20 protein-coding genes and 1 tRNA gene are annotated in these 16,560 nt (G+C 63.9%); 12 read left to right on the plus strand and 9 right to left on the minus strand.

Annotated features, from left to right (window positions below):
* Window positions 1–281: 281 nt before the first annotated feature.
* Window positions 282–353 (minus strand) — tRNA-Ala (locus tag RBH26_RS01800).
* Window positions 354–686: 333 nt separating this feature from the next.
* Here RBH26_RS01800 and RBH26_RS01805 point away from each other — a divergent pair.
* Genes RBH26_RS01805 through RBH26_RS01820 form a run of 4 tightly spaced genes read left to right on the plus strand, consistent with a single transcriptional unit; the run spans window position 687 to window position 3,368 of the window.
* Entirely contained in the window at window positions 687–1,154 is a 468-nt protein-coding gene (locus tag RBH26_RS01805; protein WP_306756159.1) for a 30S ribosomal protein S15, read from the plus strand.
* A gap of 9 nt (window positions 1,155–1,163) precedes the next feature.
* The gene (locus RBH26_RS01810; protein WP_306756160.1) at window positions 1,164–2,408 is read left to right on the plus strand and encodes an exonuclease; all 1,245 of its coding nucleotides are present in this window, start codon (window positions 1,164–1,166) and stop codon (window positions 2,406–2,408) included.
* Window positions 2,405–2,734 carry a KEOPS complex subunit Pcc1 gene (locus RBH26_RS01815; RefSeq protein ID WP_306756161.1) on the plus strand — a complete coding sequence of 110 codons (330 nt, stop codon included), beginning with the start codon at window positions 2,405–2,407 and terminating at the stop codon, window positions 2,732–2,734. The genes RBH26_RS01810 and RBH26_RS01815 overlap by 4 nt, the downstream gene beginning before the upstream one ends.
* A complete protein-coding gene (locus RBH26_RS01820) occupies window positions 2,727–3,368 on the plus strand; it encodes a 30S ribosomal protein S3ae (RefSeq protein ID WP_306756162.1) in 642 nt (213 codons plus the stop codon). Before RBH26_RS01815 ends, RBH26_RS01820 begins: the two co-directional genes overlap by 8 nt.
* 64 nt (window positions 3,369–3,432) lie before the next feature.
* Here RBH26_RS01820 and RBH26_RS01825 read toward each other — a convergent pair whose 3' ends face one another.
* A complete protein-coding gene (locus tag RBH26_RS01825; RefSeq protein ID WP_306756163.1) occupies window positions 3,433–3,816 on the minus strand; it encodes a hypothetical protein in 384 nt (127 codons plus the stop codon).
* A 261-nt stretch (window positions 3,817–4,077) separates the two neighbouring features.
* Between RBH26_RS01825 and RBH26_RS01830 the strand changes: the two genes are divergently transcribed.
* A complete protein-coding gene (locus RBH26_RS01830; protein WP_306756164.1) occupies window positions 4,078–5,550 on the plus strand; it encodes a PQQ-binding-like beta-propeller repeat protein in 1,473 nt (490 codons plus the stop codon).
* A 68-nt stretch (window positions 5,551–5,618) separates the two neighbouring features.
* Here the strand turns inward: RBH26_RS01830 and queC are convergent, their stop codons facing one another.
* The 3 genes from queC to RBH26_RS01845 are packed head-to-tail and all read right to left on the minus strand — an operon-like array spanning window position 5,619 to window position 7,684.
* Window positions 5,619–6,374: a 7-cyano-7-deazaguanine synthase QueC gene (gene queC / locus RBH26_RS01835; RefSeq protein ID WP_306756166.1), complete on the minus strand. Its 756-nt coding sequence runs from the start codon at window positions 6,372–6,374 to the stop codon at window positions 5,619–5,621.
* Between the two features lie 37 nt (window positions 6,375–6,411).
* Window positions 6,412–7,194: a 7-carboxy-7-deazaguanine synthase QueE gene (locus RBH26_RS01840; protein WP_306756168.1), complete on the minus strand. Its 783-nt coding sequence runs from the start codon at window positions 7,192–7,194 to the stop codon at window positions 6,412–6,414.
* A 1-nt stretch (window position 7,195) separates the two neighbouring features.
* Complete coding sequence (locus tag RBH26_RS01845) at window positions 7,196–7,684, minus strand: 6-pyruvoyl tetrahydropterin synthase family protein (protein ID WP_306756170.1); 489 nt, start codon at window positions 7,682–7,684, stop codon at window positions 7,196–7,198.
* A gap of 259 nt (window positions 7,685–7,943) precedes the next feature.
* On the opposite strand from RBH26_RS01845, the gene RBH26_RS01850 reads away from it, so the two are divergent.
* Entirely contained in the window at window positions 7,944–8,153 is a 210-nt protein-coding gene (locus tag RBH26_RS01850) for a hypothetical protein (RefSeq protein ID WP_306756171.1), read from the plus strand.
* A gap of 139 nt (window positions 8,154–8,292) precedes the next feature.
* Here RBH26_RS01850 and RBH26_RS01855 read toward each other — a convergent pair whose 3' ends face one another.
* Window positions 8,293–8,649 (minus strand): helix-turn-helix domain-containing protein, encoded by a 357-nt coding sequence (locus tag RBH26_RS01855; protein WP_306756172.1) that lies wholly within the window; start codon window positions 8,647–8,649, stop codon window positions 8,293–8,295.
* A gap of 126 nt (window positions 8,650–8,775) precedes the next feature.
* Here RBH26_RS01855 and RBH26_RS01860 point away from each other — a divergent pair, with 126 nt between their 5' ends.
* Window positions 8,776–9,462 carry a molybdopterin-binding protein gene (locus RBH26_RS01860; RefSeq protein ID WP_306756174.1) on the plus strand — a complete coding sequence of 229 codons (687 nt, stop codon included), beginning with the start codon at window positions 8,776–8,778 and terminating at the stop codon, window positions 9,460–9,462.
* A 15-nt stretch (window positions 9,463–9,477) separates the two neighbouring features.
* Here the strand turns inward: RBH26_RS01860 and RBH26_RS01865 are convergent, their stop codons facing one another.
* Complete coding sequence (locus RBH26_RS01865; RefSeq protein ID WP_306756175.1) at window positions 9,478–9,612, minus strand: hypothetical protein; 135 nt, start codon at window positions 9,610–9,612, stop codon at window positions 9,478–9,480.
* Window positions 9,613–9,756: 144 nt separating this feature from the next.
* Here RBH26_RS01865 and RBH26_RS01870 point away from each other — a divergent pair, with 144 nt between their 5' ends.
* From RBH26_RS01870 to RBH26_RS01880, 3 genes are all read left to right on the plus strand, one after another.
* Window positions 9,757–10,905 carry an ATP-NAD kinase family protein gene (locus RBH26_RS01870; RefSeq protein WP_306756176.1) on the plus strand — a complete coding sequence of 383 codons (1,149 nt, stop codon included), beginning with the start codon at window positions 9,757–9,759 and terminating at the stop codon, window positions 10,903–10,905.
* A gap of 163 nt (window positions 10,906–11,068) precedes the next feature.
* Complete coding sequence (locus RBH26_RS01875; RefSeq protein ID WP_306756177.1) at window positions 11,069–12,100, plus strand: phosphate uptake regulator PhoU; 1,032 nt, start codon at window positions 11,069–11,071, stop codon at window positions 12,098–12,100.
* 112 nt (window positions 12,101–12,212) lie between these two features.
* A complete protein-coding gene (locus RBH26_RS01880) occupies window positions 12,213–12,716 on the plus strand; it encodes a DUF5797 family protein (RefSeq protein ID WP_306756178.1) in 504 nt (167 codons plus the stop codon).
* A 62-nt stretch (window positions 12,717–12,778) separates the two neighbouring features.
* Here RBH26_RS01880 and RBH26_RS01885 read toward each other — a convergent pair whose 3' ends face one another.
* Complete coding sequence (locus tag RBH26_RS01885) at window positions 12,779–13,846, minus strand: DUF5787 family protein (RefSeq protein WP_306756179.1); 1,068 nt, start codon at window positions 13,844–13,846, stop codon at window positions 12,779–12,781.
* A gap of 237 nt (window positions 13,847–14,083) precedes the next feature.
* Complete coding sequence (locus tag RBH26_RS01890) at window positions 14,084–14,515, minus strand: bis(5'-nucleosyl)-tetraphosphatase (RefSeq protein ID WP_306756180.1); 432 nt, start codon at window positions 14,513–14,515, stop codon at window positions 14,084–14,086.
* A 232-nt stretch (window positions 14,516–14,747) separates the two neighbouring features.
* Here RBH26_RS01890 and RBH26_RS01895 point away from each other — a divergent pair, with 232 nt between their 5' ends.
* Window positions 14,748–15,083, plus strand: coding sequence for an uS10/mL48 family ribosomal protein (locus RBH26_RS01895; RefSeq protein WP_306756183.1), 336 nt, complete (start codon window positions 14,748–14,750; stop codon window positions 15,081–15,083).
* Between the two features lie 87 nt (window positions 15,084–15,170).
* The gene (locus RBH26_RS01900; protein WP_306756184.1) at window positions 15,171–16,445 is read left to right on the plus strand and encodes an amidohydrolase; all 1,275 of its coding nucleotides are present in this window, start codon (window positions 15,171–15,173) and stop codon (window positions 16,443–16,445) included.
* Window positions 16,446–16,560 lie beyond the last annotated feature (115 nt).

Raw genomic sequence — 16,560 nt, forward strand, 5'->3', positions numbered from 1 at the left:
CTGAGTGAGGGTTCGGTAAAAGGGCGTTGACGCCGTCTGTTCTGTCTGGTCGCGGCGTGCTCGGAATGGATCCGCCGGGATCGAGCAAACCCTACGGGTTTGCACTGTTCGGCGAGTTCACGACTGAACGAGCGAAGCGACGTGAAGAAGTGGACTCGCCGGGATTTGAACCATTGGAAGACGGTCGCTCGCTTCGCTCGCGCTGCGACTTCCAGGGGCTCAAATCCGGGCTTCGACGACGATTCGCGCGACTCACGAACGTGTGAGCCGCGCAAAAATCATGGACTCGCCGGGATTTGAACCCGGGGCCTCTCCCATGCCAAGGGAGTGATCTACCTCTGATCTACGAGCCCTCGTTCGCATTCATCCCTTTCTGGTGGGAATAGATAAACCCCTCGAAATTCTCGAGCCAACCCACACGTTACCACACAATCCCGGTACATAACGTATCCGACGTGAGTCCACCTCGAGCGAACCGACCCTCGAGACGATCTCACACGACTGGTTCGACCGCTCTAGAAACCCTTTAGTCGGTCCGACCGAAAGCCCTGGTGGGAAGCGCACGGCCGCAAATCTGACTGTGTCGTCCACTATTTCGGGCGACTTGGGATTGCGGAAGTGCACCGACAGTCGGCCAACCGACTGTCGTACACTCGGAGCGGTCAGTGCGGTTCCTATCCTCACCAATGGCACGAATGCACACCCGCCGCCGTGGCTCGTCCGGTTCGGACAAGCCGGCGGCAGACGACCCACCGGAGTGGAGCGACGTCGACGCGGACGACATCGAAGACCGCGTCGTCGAACTGGCAGAGCAGGGCTACGAGCCCAGTCAGATCGGGATGAAGCTGCGTGACGAAGGCGTCACGGGCACGCCCATCCCGGACGTCAAGCTGGCAACCGGGAAGAAGATCACCGAGATCTTAGCGGAGAACGACGCCACGTCGGATCTTCCCGAGGACCTGCGGAACCTCATGGAACGTGCCGTGCGCCTGCGCGAGCACGTCCAGGAGAACCCACAGGACTACCAGAACAAACGCGCCCTGCAGAACACGGAGTCGAAGGTCCGACGACTCGTCGACTACTACCGCGGCGACGAACTCGAGCCGGACTTTACGTACTCCTACGACGTCGCGAAGCAGCTCCTCGAAGAGTAATCTAACGACATGTCCACAGAGGGTCGGTCCGCTGAGTCGTCGCCCGCCCGTGCGGAGCCGATCGAGAGCGCTGGCTTCGTCCACGTCGTCACGCGAGCCGATGGCGACGCACTTGCGGCGAGTGGCCTCCTCGCGAGTACTCTCGCCGACCGCGGGACGCCCTACCAGGTTAGCGTCGGTCGGACCGTCGCGGACCGAACTGAACGCGTCCGTGATCGCGACCACGCGCCAGACGACGTGACGATCGCCGTCGGCGCCGTCGACGGCAGCGACGCGGATGTCGCTCGACTCGACGCAGACGATCGACCCGCGACGCTTGTGGCACTCGAGATCGCCGACGCGCTCTCGCTCGAGACCACGCCGGATTATGGCCTCGCGCTCGCGGGGCTCGTGGCTGCCGGCGTCGAACCCGGCGCCGGTGAGAGCGAGTGGGTCCTCGAGACTGCCCGCACGCAGGGACTCGTCGAGCGTCGCCCCGGTGTCGCGGTTCCGACGGCCGATCCGGTCGACGGCCTCGCCCACTCGACGCGCCTTCGTGCGCCGTGGTCGGGCGATCCCGACGCGACTCGAGACGCGCTCGCGGGGCTCGAGGTCGACCTCGACGCGCCGGAGACCGTCGACGCCGACGACCGTCGGGCGATCGGCTCCGTCGTCGCCATAGACGTCGTCGGCGACGCGGACGCGGCGCCGGCCGCTGCGGAGACGATCGGCCACGCGCTCCGTCCGTACGCGACGCCCGACGGCCCGTTCGCGACGGTCGGCGGCTACGCGGACGTCCTCGAGGCGACCGCCCGCGTCGAGCCGGGAACCGGCGCCGCACTCGCGATGGGCCATACGGCCCGCGGGCCGGCCATCGACGCCTGGCGAGAACACGGCCGAACCGCACACACAGCTCTCGAGAGCGCCTCGACGGGCCGGTACGACGGTCTGTTCGTCGTCGGAATCGACGATGGGCCGGTCGAGACGGTTGCCCGTCTCGGCGTGGGCTACTGCTCGCCGGAACCGACCGTCCTCGCCGTCAGCGAGGGGGCCGATCCGACGAGCGATCGGCCCGACGACGCTGTCGGCGAAGCCGCGATCGTAACCCGCGAAGACGACGCGCTCGACGCCACCGTCGAAGCCGTCGCGCGGGAACTCGAGGACGTCGGCATCGACGACGTCGCCTACGATGGGGGGCGCCGGCGGGGCTATCTGCGGTACAACCCAGACGTGGACCAGTCGACGATCGTCCAGATCGTGAGGGAGCTACGATGAGTCGGCGCGCGACTATCCGAACGAGTCACGAGGACCCACGGCTCGTCGCCCGGGCGCTCAGTCCGGACAACACCGACGAGATGGAGACCGTCGTCGAAGACGAGAATCAGCGTCCTTCGAGCGACCGGACGCAGGGAGACGACGGCGAGGTCGTCACGCGGATCGAACGCGAGACGACGAGCGGACTCCACTCGACGGTCGACGACTACGTGGTCAACCTCGAGGTCGCGGTCGACGTCGCTCACTCCGGGCGAACCGAACACCAACCGACGGACACGGGATCTGTGTCCGACACAGACAGCAACATACACGATAACAATGAGTGAACGATCAGTTTCACGCGCGAAACAGGAGAAGCGGTGGTACACCGTGCTGGCGCCGGAGCAGTTCGACCGGCAGGAGCTCGGCGAGACCCCAGCTGACGAACCCGAAAAGGTCTACGACCGAACAATCGAAACGACGCTCGGCGAACTCAACGACAACGCCAGCGAGAACAACACGAAGCTGACCTTCAAGATCACCGACGTCGGCAGCGACTCGGCGTACACGGAGTTCCAGGAACACGCCCTGACCCGTGACTACCTGCGATCGCTGGTCCGTCGCGGCGCCTCGAAGATCGAGGCCTACGTCACCGTCCTCACGACGGACGACTACCGCGTCCAGATCCAGCCCGTTGCCTTCACGACCAAGAAGGCCGACGCGAGCCAGGAGAAGGCCATCCGCGAGCAGATGGTCCAGATGGTCGAGGAGGCTGCCGCCGAGCGTTCCTTCGAGGAACTCATCGACGGCGTCGTCGAGGGCCGACTCTCCTCGGCGATCTACGGCGAGGCGAAGACGATCTACCCGCTGCGCCGCGTCGAGATTCAGAAGGCCACGCTCGAGGCCCACCCCGAGGAAGTCGCCGAAGAGGAGGCGACGGCTGTCGACGTCGACGAGGAAGACGTCGCAACCGACGACTAACGGCCGCAAGCGAACGATACCGCGATTTTTCTGTCGGTGACCGAAACGTCGGAGCCGACGGTGTTCAGTCGATCACCGCTACCATCTCGGTAACGGTATGTGCACCCGTATCGACCCGTACGGGGAACTCCTCGTACCCGTCTGCCGGATCACCAGCCCGGAACTCGAGGGTGATCGTCTCTCGATCACCGGGTCCAAGCGTTAGCAGTACGCTGTCCTCGATCTGGGGGTCGTAGCCGACGACGAGCTCGACGTCAGTCGTGCCGGTCTCGTCGCCGACGTTCTCGATAGTCGCGTCTACCTCGAGTATCTCGCCGGGACCGACCGGCGAGTTCGTCCAGACGTTCGATACCTCGAACAGGGCCGGATCCTGCGCGCTCGCGGCACCCACGTAACCGGCGACACCGAGGCCCGTTCCCACCGACGTGAGGACGGTGCGCCGCCTCATACGAATACCTTGTTTGTCAATCACAATCAAACTATACGGTAGCTATCACGTTCACGTACTGTCAACGATGACTGTGTGTGTATGTCAGCGCTCGAGTCGCCGATCGTGGAGATCGAAGGCGTCCTCGAGGTGACATGAGAGGAACGTTAGCGATCGATCCGTGGACTGTTGCACTGAGTGAATCAGTCCGTGTTTCCGGATAGAAACGGTGCTACCGCATCGATAAGTAACAGGGACGGATGGCTCTCTTCGAGCGAGATCATGTTCGAGTGCGAACGACGAGACGTGTTGAAGTACACCGGACTCGCGGTGACTGCCGGGACAGTGACGACGGGTTCGGTCGCCGCCGAGTCGACCGCGACGGCCGAGACTGACGACTGGTCGTCGGTTCGGGGGGACGCCGGCAACAGCGGATCCGTACAGGGAACACACGGTCCAGAAGCACCGGTTGCCGTCGACTGGGCGGTCGATCACGGTGGACAGTTCGCCGCTGTCGACGGGACGATCTTTCTCGTCGCCGACGACGGGCGCGTGTACGCGTTCGACGCCGCCGATGGTGCCCTCGAGTGGGATACCGCGATTACGCTGGCCGACGGTACGGAGCCGGTAGATGCGGTCGGATCGCCGATGGTGGCCGACGATACCGTTTACGTGACCAGTACGGGAGAGCGTGCGGCTGTAACCGCACTCGACGCCGCAAGCGGCGAGCGTCGCTGGCAGAACCCTGATCTCGGTCAGGCGACGAACCGGACACCGATCGTCGCGAACGGGCTGGTGTTCGTGGTCGCCGATCAGAAGCTATACGCGCTCGACGCGGACACCGGCGAGCAGCGGTGGCAGTTCGACCCGGAACCGATGACGCTCAACGACGAGCGGGAGCGTGGCGACCCTCTCACCCGAAACGCGGTCGCCGTTGCCAACGGGACGGTGTACGCTACCAGTAACAATCGGCTGTTCGCTCGCGACGCCGAAACCGGAGCCAAACAGTGGACGGACAGCGTAGACGACCGGACGGCGAGTACGTTCTCCGGTCGGCCGATCGCCGTCGAGGAGGGCGTCGCTATCGTCAAAGCCGGTACGGTGACCGTCCTCGATGCGGAAACTGGCGACGAACGCGCGACGGTAGCCACCGATTCGGTGGACGTGCTCGCGGACGATCGCCTGTACGCGATGACCGAAGATGAGAGGACCGAAGACGAGAGGATCGACGGCGACGACGATGAACGAGCGATCGTCGCTGGCTACGACTGGCAGACGGGAAACGGTACCTGGCAGCTGTTCGAACACGCGGTCTCGTTCGACGCGCTCGCCGTCGACGCCGAAACCGTCTACGCGGGATTCGATGCACGTGACGAGACTGGTGTGGCCGCGTTCGATCGCGACGACGGGAGCCGCACGTGGCGTCTCGAGACTGACACGGCGATCCGACAGGTCGCCGTCGTCGACGGGACCGTCTACGCGAGCGGTGACGGTCTGTTTGCGATACGGGGTGAGAACACGGACGAAAGCGAGAGCACAGCCGAGAGTACGGACGAAGTCGAGAATACGGACGAGAGTCCGAACGAAGACGCTGAATCTGCCGTGGAGGAAGCGTCCGACGCACGTACCGAGACGGACGCAGACGACGCAGACGAAACCGCCGACGGTGCCCCCGGACTCACCGTCGGGACGGGCCTCGTCGGGGGTGTTCTCTCCCTCGCGGTGCTTCGACGGATCGCCGACAGGTCCGAGTAGAGACGGCGAACTCCCTCTCGAGGACGGCCGACGAAACCGTCGACGACAGTGTCTCGTACCGAGTCCCGTTACGTGTCGTCGTACGACGGGCGTTCGGCGTACTCGATCGGGTCCCGGACACCGATGTTCTGGAACGCCTGTAGACGGAACGCACACGCGTCACAGGTCCCGCAGGCGGGTTCGTCCTCGCGGTAACAGCTCCAGGTGTGTTCGTAGGGGACCTCGAGGTCGACCCCGCGTTCGGCGATTTCGGTCTTCGAACACTCGACGAACGGTGCTTCGATCGAAATCTCGGTCTCGGGTTTCGTGCCGACGTCGACCACCGACTCGAAGGCCTCGAAGAACTCGGGACGGCAGTCGGGATATCCCGAGAAGTCCTCGCTGTGAGCGCCGATGAAGACGGCCTCGCAGTCGTTGGCCTCCGCGTAAGAGACCGCCATCGCGAGCAGGTTCGCGTTTCGAAACGGGACGTACGATGTGGGGATCTCGTCGCTTTCCATGTCGGCGTCGTCGACGGCCATCTCGTCGTCGGTGAGACTCGAGGCGCCGATCTGCGAGAGGTGGCCGGTCTCGACCCGCAGAAAGTTCGCCGCGTCGAGTTCGTCGGCCAGCCGGCGGGCACATTCGAGTTCGCGATCCTCGGTCCGCTGGCCGTAGGAGGTATGCAGGGCGTAGAGCTCGTATCCGCGCTCACGGGCCAGATAGGCCGCAGTAGCGCTGTCCATCCCGCCCGACAGCAAGACGACGGCGCGTTTCGCGGCCGGTTCGTCGGCAGTCGATTCGTCGGGAGACTGGGCGTCGGTCGTGGTGGTGTCGTTGGTCATTGTAGTGTGAAATCTCGGTGGCAGTCGTATCGATCGTCTACGTTTCGGGCGCGTCGTTCCAGAGGTCGACGTGGAGCCGCGGCGTATACCGGAACCCGTATTCCATCGCCAGGTCGGCGACACGATTGCGGGTCTCCGCGAGTCGCTCTCGGGTCGCCCCTTCTGGCATCAAGAGGACGTCGTCGTCGCGGATCGGAACGGCGGCCGTCGCTCGGAGGTCCTCAAGCACGTCGAGTATCTCCGGCATATCGTCCGCGTCGGTGACGACGAACTTCAGCTGGAACGTGTAGGATTCGACTAGCTCCGCAAGCGCCTCGAGGTCGATCCGGTCGGCCTCGTGTCGGGCTGCGTGCTCGCCCTCGCCGTTCGGGTCTCGTTCGGGCGTGGGCGTACTGCTCGCGAGTTTCGGGCTGATCGAGGCGAGGTCGATCGGCGCGTCACGGGAGATCGTCCCGTTGGTCTCGACGGTGGTGTGATAACCACGCTCGTCGAGCGCCTCGAGCAAGGTGACGCTCTCCTCGTGAAGCAGCGGCTCGCCACCGGTGAGAACGACGTGATCGGCGTCGTGGGACTCGACCTCCGCGAGAATCGTCTCGAGATCCATCCAGGCGTGGGTTGGTTCCCAGGAGGTGTGATACGAGTCACAGAACCAACAGCGGAGGTTGCAGCCGCTCGTGCGGACGAACACCGACGGTACGCCGGCGAGCCGTCCCTCCCCCTGCAGAGAGTAAAACAGCTCGTTGATCGGAAGCCCGTCGCCTGCCTTCTCATCGGTGTCGTCGGCGAGCGCTTCGCGGTCCGTCGAGTCCGAAACCGGCATCTTAGAATCGGCCTCCGCCACAGAGTTCGCTCGTCTCGCTCACCTCGGCGGTGACGTCGACGACGTTGTCGCCCAGCGCGGCCTCGAGTTTCCGCTCTAAGACGACGCTCATCACTTCCGCCGTCGGTGGCTCTTCGAGGACGATGACTCCATCGTCGTCGCCAGCCGCCTCGAAGGCCTCGACGAGCGGGTCGCCGGCCTCGAGCAGAAACATGTGATCCCACTCGTCGATTACTGCAGTAATATCACCCTTGTCGGCGACCCACCCCTCTTCGGTCAGTTCCCCGACGACGGTGACGGCGACCTCGTAGTTGTGGCCGTGTGGCCGAGAACACTTGCCGTCGTGGTGGCGGATCCGGTGGCCAGCACTGATCCTGATCGGTCGGTCGTGTCCGACACGGAGGACGCGCTCGGTGCCGACGATCGACTCGCTCTCGCCGTCGCGGTCGATCGCAGCGGACCGATCGGTGCCGGTAGCTCGCTCAGTCATACTGCAGTATTCTCGTGGGATTACTTAAGAATGTCCGACCCGAGGCGGCAGTTAGCGCACTCTATTGCTAGTCAGTGACATATAAGGACGTCGCCAATACGAGTATATATCTCTCGCAGACGTACCGTAGAACGAGGCTTTCTGATCGCCGTATTCGCTGGTGTACGAATGGTCTCGGAGAGATTGATATGCTTCGACAGCACACCGATGTGAGCAACCTGGTATCGAAAACGAGACTCGAAACGGCGAGGAAAGGGCGATGAGTATTGTTCGGGCACTCCTCTCCTGGGGTGTCGCCGCCTTTCTCCTGGTCGTCGTCGCTTCGCTGGCCGGACTGACCGTGGTCGCGGTTTCGACGGGATCGTTCGACGTGTCGTTGCTCCTCGCCTGGGTATTCGTCCTGCTTGCGGTGAAGATCTGGTACCAAAGCCGAACATCGGAACCTGACGGCGAACCGACGGTGGGGTAACGGTCCCCACACCATATTTGTGATATGTGTTGGGGTGTATACTCGAGACGACGTATCAGTACAGATGTCAACTAGCGTCCGTCGGCGGAGACCCGGTTCCCGCGATCGGTTTACCACGCTCGATTTCGGCGAGCAGAGCCTAATCCGAAAGCTGGTCTTGAAGTCTGTTTTTGGCTTCGGTGCGGCGCTTTCGGGAGAGTTTCGGCTGCTCACTCGAGAAGTCGACCTCGAGTTCGTCCAGCGTCCGGCGATAGATGTTCGTGCGTCGTCCCTCCTCGGAGAGCTGTCGCCCCTCACAGGTCAACAGCCCGGCGTCGACGAGTTCTTCGATCCGTCGGTAACACGTTGCGATCGGGATTTCGATATCGTCGCTCAGCGCTTGTGCCGACTTCGGTGTACCCGCAGCACAGAGGATCTCCGCGCTGTACTTGTTTCCGAGCGCCGAGAGGACCGTCGTCGGGTCCGACCCGGTTTCGTCCGTCCGACTCTGAGACATCGTTCATCGTATAGCGAAGTATGAAGATTTAATCTTGTGGTTATTCTAATTCTCTAGAATATACCTATTGTCTGCTTATCATTTACTCTCGATGCCGGTTTCAACGCTCGGCCCGAACGATCCAGTATGAACGTCGCAATCGTCACTGTCGGTGACGAACTGCTCGCCGGACGGACGACGAACACCAACGCCACCTGGCTCTGTGAGCGACTCGACGATCGCGGCGTCTCGGTCGAGCGCGTCACGACGGTTCCCGACCGGATCGACGACATCGCTTGCGTCGTCGACGAGTATCACACCGCCTATGACGCCGTCGTCGTCACTGGCGGCCTCGGCCCAACCCACGACGACGTCACGATGGAGGCCGTCGCTACTGCACTGGACCGCGACCTCGAGGAAAACGAAGAAGCGCTCATCTGGCTCGAGGAGTCTGGCTACTCGCGGGGAGACCTGACCGACGGAACGGCGGCGTTACCGACCGGTTCGCGGCCGTTGCACAACGAGAACGGTGTCGCTCCGGGTGCAGCGGTCGAAAACATCTATGTCCTCCCGGGTGTCCCCTCGGAGATGAAAGCGATGTTCGAATCGATCGAATCGGAGTTTACCGGTATTCAGACCGTCCGCGAGACGGTCGTCGCCGACGAGCCCGAAAGCGCGTTACTCGATCGGATCACCGACGTCCGCGAACGGTTCGACGTCGCCGTCGGGAGCTATCCCGGCGGATCGGTCCGGCTCGTCCTCGAGGGAACCGACGCGGAAACCGTCGAGGAAGCGGCCGCGTGGCTCCGCGAGCGCGTCGACGTCGCAGAGTAAGGGCGGCCCAGGAACCTATCGGTAGAGATAGGCGAGCCAGACGACCGTCAGCAGGATGCTCACGATCAACACGCCCCAGCCGGCGAGTTCCATCGGGAGTGCGGGTTCCTCTTCGAGAACGACCTGCGTGATCTGCGGGAGTTGTTGCATGGTCGGCGGTCTGTGCCCATCCCTCTTAGTTTTTCAGAAACGTATCGCGTCGATCCGTCGGCAGTCCAGCCGACCGGCGACGAATCGACTGCGCTCGCAAGAAAACACCACACGCCTTTTGCGTCGGCTCACCGTACGTCCGCCATGGAATCGCTGGGTGTCGTCGTCAACCCGATCGCAGGTATGGGCGGTCGGGTCGGTCTGAAGGGAACCGACGGGAAAGTCGAGGAGGCACGCCGGCGTGGCGCCGAACCGCGGGCGCCCGACCGGGCGCGAGAGGCTCTCCAGTCGTTCCACCGACGTGTCCCCGACGTGACGGTCTACACCGCGGCGAACGTGATGGGCGAGTACGCGGCCCGCGACGCCGGCTACGAGCCAAACGTCGTCTACGATCCGGCCAACGGCACCGACGCCGAGGAGTCGACCGATACCGATTCGGACGGACGACGTTCGGCACCTCCGGTCGATCCTGCGACAGCTGGAACGGACGCGGCCGATACGCGGGCGGCCGTCCGAGCCTTCCTCGAGCACGACGTCGATCTCGTCTTCTTCGTCGGCGGCGACGGGACGGCCGTCGACGTCGCCGAGGCACTCGAGGCCGACGATTCCGGATCGACGCCGATGCTCGGCGTGCCCGCCGGCGTCAAAGTCTACTCCTCGGTGTTTGCGGTCACACCTGCGGACGCGGGACGGATTGCCGCCGAGTTCGACCGCGTCGGGGACCGCGAGGTCAACGACATCGACGAGGACGCCTACCGCGAGGGCGAGGTTCGAACGGAACTCGAAGCCATCGTTCCGGTCCCCGTCGCCCCGGACGTCCAATCGAGCAAACAGGTCTCGAGTGGCAGCGTCGACTCGCTGGCAGCGGGCGTCGCCCGCGAAATCGAGTCGGACCGGACCTACGTCTTCGGGCCGGGAGGCACCGTCGGGGCGATCGAATCGGAGCTCGGAATCGATCCCTCGCCGCTGGGCGTCGACGTCTGGCGCGACGGCGAGGTAGTCGCCCACGATGCCGCCGAATCGGAACTCCTCGAGGTCCTCGAGGAGCCGGTAACGATCGTCGTCTCGCCGATCGGCGGTCAGGGATTTATTTTCGGACGCGGGAACCACCAGATTTCGCCGGCGGTCATCCGCCGGGCCGACGAGATCGAGATCGTCGCCTCGGGCGAGAAACTCGACGGTATCGACGCCTTACGCGTCGACACGGACGACGCCGAACTCGACGAACGGCTTCGTGGCTGGGAACGGGTTCGAACGGGTCGGTTCACGACTCGGATGGTAAAAGTCGTCTAGACGAGCGTCCTGCCCGACGACACTACCCCTTCTGCGGGAACGACTCGAGTATTGTTTAAGGGATCGTGTAGGTATGTGCGAGACAGTCAAGCATATAACTAGCCGGCGGCGATATAAGGGATGTATAGTCAAAATTAAGGTGGTGACACCCCTTTGAGCGCGTATGGAAACGCGGAAAGTGCAACGACTCGGGCCGTCGACGCTTGCCATGACCCTTCCCGCCGAGTGGGCGACCGAACACGCCGTCGAGAAAGGCGACGAGGTCTCCCTACGAACTAGCGGCAAGGGGACGCTTACCGTCATGCCCGAATCCGCGAGCTCGGAGGAGACGGAAGCGATCATCCACGCCGACGACTTAGACGCCAATGCCGTCGAACGCGCGATCGTCGCCCAGTACGTCCTCGGTCGACGTGTCATCCGGATCGACACCGAAGACGGCGCCCTGGAATCCGACCATATCAACGCCGTCTACCAGGCCGAGACCCAACTGATGGGACTCGGTGTCATCGAAGAGACCCCCGAGAGCATCGCGATCCGCTGTTCGGTCGACCCCGAGGACTTCACACTCGACAACCTCCTCGAGCGACTCGAGCGAACCGGCCAGACGATGCGCGGCGAGGGGATCAAGGCGCTGGCCCACGGCAACCCCGATCTGGCCCAACGCGCGCTCAACCGTGAGCGCCAGGCCAACAAGATCTTCGTCCTCCTGTTGCGGCTGATCTTTACGGCCTATCAGAACCCGAATCTGGCGCGGGCGGTCGGTCTGAACAGTGGGTTCCCGCTGATCGGCTACCGGTCGATCGCGAAGAACCTCGAGCTCACCGCCGACAACGCCGAGGACATCGCCGACATCGTCATCGAGACCGAAGGCCACTCGCTAAACGTCGACAGTTCGGTGATGCGTGACATCCGCGAACTGAACGAACTGGTCGACGAAATCACGTCGCTGGCCGTCGAGGCGGCCGTCGAGCGCGACTACAACAAGTCCAACCAGGTACGGGCGCTGTTCCACGACGTCTCGAACAAGGAGCAGTCGATCCTCGACGAGTTGCCCGAGATGGAAAACGAAGATCTGCTGCGAGTCCGTGAAGTGCTCGTCAGTCTCCAGCAGACCGCACAGTACGCGATGCGAAACGCGGAGATTTCGGCGAACCTCGCGCTCAACGAGGAGTCCGAACACACGACGATCAACTGAGACGGTCGTCCGGAAACGGACTCGAGTCCCGGGCGATCGACCCCGCTACCCGCGTGATCGGTCGCGACCGGGGACGCAACGTAAAAGTACCGGATCCCCATACGTTTCGCCGATGACGCTCTCGGAGGAGGCCACAGAACGGTTGGCGGACGTGGTGGAACTACAGCCGACGAAAAACGCCGAGCTTCAGGAACGGTGGGACATGGAAAGCGGCAGCGAGGTCCACCAGTACCTCGAGAACGAACTCGGCGACTACTACTTTCGCGACGACAACAGTCTGATCCGCGCGACCGCGGAGGCAGCCGATCTCGTCGACGTCGAGCCCGGCATCGAGAGCGACCCAGAGGACGAGGGCGTCCCCTCGAAGATCCGCGTCCCGGAACTCCAGCGCCAGATCGTCGCCGTTCTGGCCGGTCCCGACGAGAAGTCCGAGAGCGTCGTCTCGGTGTTACACAAGCTCCGAGACGAGTTCGACGTCGATCCCGAGGCCGAAGACGTCCGGTCGGGCCTCCAGAGCCTGCGTCGCAAAGGGGCCGTCGAGGTCGAGTACCGCACCGTTCCGACGTTCCGTCTGGCCGTCGAGCGCGACGACCTCGAGGTCACGGTTGCCGATTGATACGGTCTCGAAGCTCCGTTTTGATAGCACCTCGTCTCTCGAGCCACAAAACCGTGGTACGATCAGTCGAGAGGCGACAACCCAGGCCGCCGCCGGCGTCGCCGATCCTCGAGTAACTGCCGGCATCGTTTTCCCGGCCCGCCTTCGATCGGCCATCCTCGTGTCCGCCAGGCCGGCGGCTCCGGCTCGAAGTCGCCACAGTTGCCGGAACACTCCGCGGCCGTCTGACACCGGCCCTTGGCGACACAATAGGGTTCTAGCTGGTGGCCGTCTCGAGTGTGCAACTGGAAGTGTCGACAGTCGTGACGCATCGTGTCGACGAACGATCGCCAGCCACGCTCGTAGGCACGCTCGGCGATTGCCAACCGTGTTTCGCGTTTCGCTGTGGGATCGATGTATTCGAAGCGGGCCGCCGAACCATCGTGGCGGCCGCCGTCGGGACGCTCGAGGATGCGCGTGCCGGGCTCGTCGACGGCCAGCGAGCGGGGGTACCACGCGACCTCCGCCGTCAGCGTCTCGGGTTCGAGTGCGAGGATCCCGGCCTCGACCGGCAGATCCTCGAACAGCACGGGTTCGATCCGCTCGTCGGTCCGTTGAGTGGCGATCCAGACCTCGTCGGCCAGCCCGACGGCGACGTCGTACTCGAGTTGCGCGCCTAACGCGGTGGCCGCGCTCGCGTCGAGGTCGGGTTTGTTCTCGATGGCGACGATCCGCTCTAGCCAGTCTGGATAGGGCCACTTGCGGCGGATCTCGATGCGGTTGCCCGGTTTGCGGGTCTCGAGGATGCCGCGGTCGTCGGCGCGATGGATCGCCTCGCGAACGTATCGCCACGGATAGTCCGGTTCGGGGAGACAGTCCCGATAGTACGCCCACTCCGTCGGCGCGTTGCGAACGAGATCTAAGAGGTCGCTATCGAGTCGTTCCGGGCCGAACCGCGCTCGCTTACGGAGGCCGTCGCGATCACACTCGAGGACGATCGTGTCCCAGCGGCGCCGTTTGGTGCCGAGTTGGCGGGCGACGACGATCGCACGGTCGCTATCGACGTCGCCGGCGTCCGCGGGCGGCCAGGCGCGCTCGGCCCAGCGGCAGGTTCGAAGCTCGAACGCGAACTCGCTCGGATAGCGGTCCACGACCTCCGTTGGAACCGATCGAGGAAAAACACCGCGTTCTACAGGTCTCGGCGGGTGGCAGTCGACTGGGAGACTCGAGCGGCGGTCGACGGAGACGTCACTAATATGGACCGTTGTCGTCAGCGCCGACACACCCGCGGCCAAGTCGCGAGTATACCGGGGGTCGAGACAGGGACCGTATGATCTCCTCACCTCGACACAGCCGACACGAACCGACTGCAGGGTGGTGACAGCGCCCTACAGTTCGTCCTCGCGCTCGTCGAGGAATTCGTGGGCTTGCTCTAAGATCTCCCGGGGACCGTCCTGCGTGACGGTGTTTATCGCCTGTTCGTAGTCGCGCCACTGGAGGTCGCGATGTTCGTTTGAGAGTTCCGCGCTCGCCTCGAACGACTTCGCGATAAAGAGGTGAACGGTCTTGTGAATCGTCTTGCCGTTGGCCTCGAAGACGTAGTCGTAGTCCTCGCGAAAGCCGTCGAGGAGACGGAACTGATCGATACCTGCCTCTTCCTTTACTTCGCGGATCGCCGTCTGCTGTAGCTCTTCATCTCCTTCGACACCGCCCTTGGGAAACTCCCAATCGCCTGGGCGGCTCTTGAGTAGAAGATACTCGCGCCGGCCCCGCGTATCGCGGAAGAGGATCGCGCCTGCGCTCGTAGCTTCGACTGCCATTAACTGGGCTAATAGGCGCGACGTTAAGAGAATATCGGACTGTTCGTCCAGCGTACACTGCTTGCTGTACCGGTTTGCGGACCCTCGTGGTGAAAATATCGTCGTTCACGGCGCAAAGAAGGTGTTTCCGAATCGTTCGCCCACCGGCTTCGGGGACCTGCTCGAACGGGTCGACGAGAGCCTATCTCAGCAAGTTTTTACGCACCGGCCGTTGACGAATGGACGACCAACTATGACCTTCGTGACTCGCCTGACGCTCCAGAGCGGCGATCGCGCTGCCCTCGACGGGATCGTCGACGACATCAAAACGACCGCCGAACGCAAAGGCGCCGCGCTGAAAGGGCCCCACTCCCATCCGCCCGAGAAAATCTCCGTCCCACAGCGGTGTCGGCTCCACGCCGACGACGATCGGCAGTTCTCCTCGTGGGAGTACACCGTCTTCACCCGCGAACTCGAGATCCACGGCCACGACAACCTCGCGCGCAACATCGCCGAACAGAACTTTCCGGACTCGGTCCACATCGAGGCCGAAGTCGAGCAGATCCACGGCGCCGGACGCGGTAACTGATTCGTTTCTTACCGACGCTCACACGCGAGTCGCCACGTGCGTAGATGGGCACACAGCGTTTTTCACCTGTCCCGACGAGACGCAGGTATGAGCACGGACGATCTCGTCTCGTTGCGCCGCGACCTCCACCGCCGACCAGAACCGGCGTGGCGCGAGTTCTACACGACCGCACGACTCGTCGCGGAACTCGAGGACCGCGTCGATCTCGACGACCTTCACGTGGGTCCCGACGCCATCGCGACCGACCATCGACTGGCCGTCCCCGACGAGCCCGAACTGGCCGCGTGGTACGAGCGCGCCAACGAGGCAGGCGTCGACGAGACGATCCTCGAGCGCCTCGACGGGGGACAGACGGGGCTGGTCGCCGTCCTCGGGCGCGGCGAGGGACCGACGGTCGGCCTGCGCGTCGACATCGACGGCCTGCCACGCGAGGAGAGCGACGACCCAGACCACGTTCCCGCCGCGGAGGGTTTTCGCTCCGAGAACGAGGGCGCGATGCACGCCTGTGGCCACGACGCCCACGCGACGATCGGCGTCGGCGTCCTCGAGCGGATCGCAGAGAGCGACTTTTCGGGGACGTTGAAGGTCTTCTTCCAGCCCGCCGAGGAAGTCGTCGGCGGCGGCAAGTCGATGGCCAAAAGCGACCACATCGCGGACGTCGATCACCTGCTGGCGCTTCACATCGGCCTCGACCACCCGACCGGCGAGATCGTCGCCGGGATCGACGGCTTCCTCGCGGTGCGTCACCTCGAGATCGAGTTCACCGGCGAGCCCGCCCACGCCGGCGGCCATCCCGAACAGGGGCGCAACGCCGTCCAGGCGATGGCAACGGCCGTCCAAAACCTCTACGGGATCCCCCGTCACAACGACGGCAAAACGCGGGTCAACGCCGGCGTCGTCGAAGGCGGGAGCGCGGCCAACGTCATTCCGGAAGCCGCCAGGATCCTCGCCGAAGTCCGCGGTGAAACGACCGAGCTGATGGAGTACATGGATCGGAAGGCCCGCCACGTCGTCCGCAACGCCGCCGAGATGCACGAGTGTGAAGTCACGTTCGACGTCGGCGCCGAGGCACCCAGTGCCACCAGCGACCAGGAACTCGTCGATATCGTCGCCGACGTCGCCAGCGGGACCGACGGCGTCGAGAACGTCCTCGAGCGTGACGAACTCGGCGGCAGCGAGGACGCGACGTTCCTGATGCAGGCGGTCCAGGACCACGGCGGCAGCGCCTGCTACGTCGGTATCGGAACCGACCACCCCGGCGGCCACCACACCGCGACGTTCGACGTCGACGAGGCCAGCCTCACCCACGGTGTCGACGTGATCGCCGGTGCGATCGAGCGGATCGGCCGCAAGCGACCCTGATACGGACTGCTGTATCGATGTTCCGGTGCGATCGCAGGACAGGTCACGGTCGCACCGGAATTGACGTACAGCAGACCGTGTCGGAAACCAGAGTCACCTATTTTATCCTCGAGAC

The sequence above is a fragment of the Natronolimnohabitans sp. A-GB9 genome, assembly GCF_030848565.1.
Classification (GTDB): Archaea; Halobacteriota; Halobacteria; order Halobacteriales; family Natrialbaceae; genus Natronolimnohabitans.